This is a genomic window from Fodinibius roseus (assembly GCF_900129315.1).
Lineage (GTDB): Bacteria > Bacteroidota > Rhodothermia > Balneolales > Balneolaceae > Fodinibius > Fodinibius roseus.
The window spans coordinates 1-4809 of sequence record NZ_FQUS01000054.1 but is presented as its reverse complement, the minus strand read 5'-3'; the positions used below and the strand labels follow the sequence as shown (position 1 = coordinate 4809).

At 43.6% G+C, this 4809-nt stretch carries 2 protein-coding genes and 1 pseudogene; all 3 read right to left on the bottom strand.

Translation table 11 applies throughout. The features are described from left to right. Window positions 1–415: pseudogene (locus tag BUB16_RS20920) on the bottom strand (DUF4837 family protein); the annotation flags it as partial. Between the two features lie 513 nt (window positions 416–928). Continuing rightward, window positions 929–1486 (bottom strand): sulfotransferase family protein, encoded by a 558-nt coding sequence (locus tag BUB16_RS20915; RefSeq protein ID WP_073068776.1) that lies wholly within the window; start codon window positions 1484–1486, stop codon window positions 929–931. A 52-nt stretch (window positions 1487–1538) separates the two neighbouring features. Next, window positions 1539–4325, bottom strand: a complete 2787-nt coding sequence (locus tag BUB16_RS20910; RefSeq protein ID WP_139240414.1) for a glycosyltransferase family 2 protein — start codon at window positions 4323–4325, stop codon at window positions 1539–1541. Window positions 4326–4809 lie beyond the last annotated feature (484 nt).

The following is a 4809-nucleotide window of genomic DNA, read 5'->3' as shown; positions in this document are numbered from 1 at the left end:
TCTTGTACCACTGGTTCTGCATCGGAAAGGCAAACGATTTGCCATTGCGCACCTGCGCCTCCACCTCGTCGCTCAGCAGGGCCCGGATCCACCGCCCCGTGTTGGTGGTGTCGTCGATAGGCGCCGCGATGATCAGGTTTTTGTTACGCTTGAGCTGCTCCAGCTGGCTGTCGTTGTTAAAATCCCGGAACCGAAGGTCGTACAGGGGTTCGGGAGTAAGACCCGGCAGAGTTGTAATGTCCCGACCATAAGTTCTGCGGATCGCCTGAGCAGTTTGACTCTCCCACTGCGTGGAGTCCATGACAACCACAGCTTCGCCGTAATTTCCTCTCGCCTCCTGCCTATAATCATCCTGACAGCCTATCCAGATCATTACCAAAATCACCAAACCACTCACTTTCCATAATCCTCTCATAATCATAAACCCTTCTTTATAATTTACTTGGTATTGTAGCCTTGCAATAACTTTCCAAATCCCTACTAACAAATCTTTCCCTTATCCCTATAGATCCATGACTTATTAAATTCTACAGCGGTGGCGAAAGACCCTTGTGAGATACTTCCTTCATCATCAATTAAGTACGTTAAATACGGAAAATGAATGATAAATTCACAAGTCGAAAATAACACATTCCCAAGCCCCATTTACCCATACATCAGGGAGAGGAAATAGGAGACACTTAACTACTTTACAATTAATGCAACGCGCACCCTCCTTAGACTTGCCCTATAAAGCTTCAGCATAGTAGTGAGATAGGTCCAAAAATCATGATGATAATATCGAACTAAGAGGCCGAAAAAAATGATTTTAGAAGAATTCAAGAACGTTGAAGGTTTCGCTCGATTCTATCAGTCTACTTCGAAAATCCTAATACAAACCTGACCAAAGTTATTTAATAGGTCTTCACCCTTTCTCCTCTACTAAAGTCTATTGGGATGCTTTCAGATGTGTAGGCGACTTATTCTCATGCGGAAAGGATATGTTAGGCACAGGTTTTCCTAAGAAGGGACATAGCTTCTCCCAGCCTTCACCTTCACATATTTTCAGTTCCAGCATATCGTCCGGTCTATCTGCAAAGTACTCCCGTACTGCATTATGGTGTGCCGTACGGTGCCACTTGAGTAGCAACGGATCCTGGTGCTCAAAAGCATGGTAATAAGGTGATCTCCGCTTATGCTTCTGGGCCTGAACGCTCGCCAGCCAGTCCTCCAAGGGTCTGGTTGTCAAGATGAATTTGCTGTTTGGGTACTCCCGGTCCAGTAGATCAAAATGATTACGAAGCTCATCGATATCCATATAAGCATCAGCCTCGGGCAGCCCGTATAGACACGGACTGACGAAGTTTGCCAAATTTATCCGTATCTGTTCTCCCTGTGGTACCATTCCGTGCTGGACAGTAAAACCTAAATACTCAATGGCTCGCCATAAACTCACAGTGCCTGTCTTAAAAAAGCCGATTCCAAAAATCTTGTTTATCTCAGACATGACTGTCTTTTTAGTATAAATGTTAAAACTAATGATTCAGCCGCATATCTAATCAATCGGAAGAATTTGTATCCCTTTCAGCACGGGTTTCGCTGTCCCAATCAAAACTATTCAATATTTCTGTATGTTGCTGGTCATTGCCCAAGTGTTGTTGGTACAGGCTATTTTCTACGGGCTGCTGCTGCACCCAGCCAGCCGGATGGGCAATCACATATCGCTCTAGCCCTTGCTTAAGACAGGATATGGAAAACCAGATGTCCGCCATGCCGTGTGATTTGCACCGTTCAAGACACATGTCCAAATCACCTCTGTGAAACAGTACGCCTCCCGTGCCCAGTATATCTACTTTGGTATGATGTTTAAGCCCTCTCTGAAAATGATATGCCTCAGTGTCTTCAAAGTAAGAATGTAATGGAAAGGTCTGAATCTTGCGACCATGCATGCCGAGAGCCAGCGTTGTGGAACGGGACTCTTTGAGCTTCTGATGGGCGCCCACCATACGTTCAACAAAGTCAGACGGGTATCTCAGATCATCGTCGAGCACAAGGTGATACCCCTTCAATTTGTCGCTCATATAAAACTTGCCACTATCCATTAGGTTACCGGCTTCCTCCCTATCCCACAGCAGTACACATTTATCAGGCAGGGTTTTGCGCAGCTCTTCATATTCTTCAACGCTGTATTCGTTCAGATAAATAAACAGACCCTGGACTTGATCCATGATGCTTTCGATAGTGTTGAGAAGTTGTGTTTTTCGGGCTGGATATGTGGCCATCATGCCATGAATAACCTCAACCTTATTTGATTGCCGTTGGGATAAATAAGGTTCCATCTTTAATTCTTCTTCTCTCTCGTCCTCGGTAGATCTCTCCGACCTATCAACATGCTTTTTCATCTGGTTGGAGACCGTGTTCCTCAGCCCATCCCAATCTTTTTCATTAATAATTCCTTCATGTCTTATAATTTCTGTATATAGTCCTTGCTTTTCTCGGATTTGAACAGCAGCCTCCCATATAGCGGGCCAGTGGATAAGGAGTCTACCAAATTTACCTAAAAGATCTCTAAATATAACCATTCTCTCTTCAGGTGTCCCCGGCAGGTCGCATGGGATGCACATATCCTCTTGGATCATTAGTTCTTGAAAGTTAGAAATAACTCGCTTGACATCTTTTTTCCAGTATTCCGGGGCATCCCACCGCTGGTCAAGACACTGCTGGAGATAGTTCATCTGCATCTGCAACCTCTTTATGCAATAATTCTTCACCCGCATCTTAAATTCAAAAATGGGGTATTGACTCAGGTCCGAAAAAAACGATCCTATTGTCTGTAAATTTTTGGGTAGATCCTCTCCTATAGGCCACAATTGGGCGGGAGCCAAAAGGATTGCCTTCAAAATATCCGGACTACGAAGTGGCCCAACTCCGAGTGCCTGAGAAATATCAACTTTTTCAGGCCGACCGATTGGGGCATGTACAATTCCGTGCGATAAATAGGCCTGACAAAGGGAAGGAAAGCAGGAGTGGATAAGCCGCCCAAAAATTCCATCTGAACTTCGCTGCACTGGCATAAACGGTGGCAACAATTCAGAGGTATCCAGCCCAATATGCATGGAAATGCAGAACATTCCATCACTTATCGTTGGCTGATTAATACCTCGAAATAGCTGGCGAGTGCGTAAATAATCTCGGTAAGAATCTGGATTCTCTACCAGTCGTTGGTATCTGCCCTCAGACCCTAATCGAGGCCAATGACGATGCATACCCCAATCTCCCAAAGCACCCGCCATTGTAAAAGCGACTGTAGCTTCTGGCTGTTCCAACTTTTTAAGCAGAGTGTTTCCCAGATGATCGATCTTCACACTATCATGTTGCTCGATTAATTGAGCGGGATGTTTTCCCAATAACGCTTCATGGAGAGACAAAATATCTCCCTCTTCTCTGTAGCTTTGTGCTAATGCCTGATCCAGGTTATCATAATACCAATATTGGTTACATTCGGCTTCAGAGGAAAGGGCAATTCCATCAGTACTATCCGGTGGACGTACAATATTGCAAATTGTATCATCATCAACTTGCAGTGAAAGCTCTCCAGCTGCCAACAGCAACAAGGTATTTCTGGAGGCTCCAGTGCGAATCCCACAGCGTAAGTCCCCTAACAAGCCAAAACGGACTACTTCAATAGGCGCTCCACTAATCTTAGCAATAACATTTGCAAAGCTATAGCGGGCTGTTCGATCGATCCAGTGAAAGGGAAGCTGATACCGGCGGCACATTTCCCCAACTGCCTGTCTATTGGCATCCATGCATGCTTGCTCATCGGAATCATCAACAATTAGAATCGTACATTCACGCTGATGGCGATGAAGGTTTTTCAGATGACTTTTTAAGCATCGGGTCAACAGTTTAGGGCGATTTCGGGTGGGGATGCCCATCACCGCAATTCTTTCGGGGACCGAACTGTTTGTCCGGTTCTGTTGCCCTACTGTTGTAATTTCTTGCTGAAGCTCCCGCTCTGAAACCAGCCATCCTTCTTCTACCCATTTTTGTAGTCGTTGTCTGATGGACTTTATCTCTTTTTGACGAACTGGCAGCTCCATGTCATCTTTTGAGGCAAAATGCAGTAACGACCGAAATAGCTTACCAACCAACCCTTCCGGGTTGGTTAATTGCATCAACTTATGCTGACGGAAATAAACTTTCGCGTGCCCTGTAAGAGTATCAAACTTCCGGCAAGATAGCAGTAGTTGTACTTCTGACGCCTCAAGCAATTTGGAAGTTTGATCTCGATGAGAATATACCAAGATCTTACCGCTATCAACCTGGCGTGTAGTGACATCCATGAGGCGGTACCGATTTTCTATCATATTAGCGCTCAAAGTTTATGTTTATAGTTCTACCTAAGAGCATGTTTCTCATCATGTTTCGATATGCTTCAAAAACGATTGAATTTCCTTATGTACTCCTATAGTCCATAGTTAGAACAATATCCCTTCCTACTAAAATATAGTTTGACGTCATGGAGATTAGAGTATATTCAAATTATATAATAGTATAATTCGAATGGACAATTGAATATCCTAAACTCAAAAAAAGCAATTTCGACTTCTCGATAACCTTTCAATTATTTATTAATAGTTTTAAAATAGGTATTCATTCTTTTATAAAATCGATCGCTCAATTCTGGATTATTAGTAGCTGCTTTATGTAATTCATATACATTCCTCTTGGGGAAGGCTTTGCAAAACCCCCTGATTCAGTGCGTTTTTAATGGGATTCTGTTATTTTTCGGTTCATTCTAAATTTTAGTTCATAAAAACATTCAAT

Coding starts and splice junctions, on each gene's coding strand:
- BUB16_RS20910 (WP_139240414.1), bottom strand. CDS start 4,325: ATGGATGTCACTACACGCCAGGTTGATAGCGGTAAGATCTTGGTATAT.
- BUB16_RS20915 (WP_073068776.1), bottom strand. CDS start 1,486: ATGTCTGAGATAAACAAGATTTTTGGAATCGGCTTTTTTAAGACAGGC.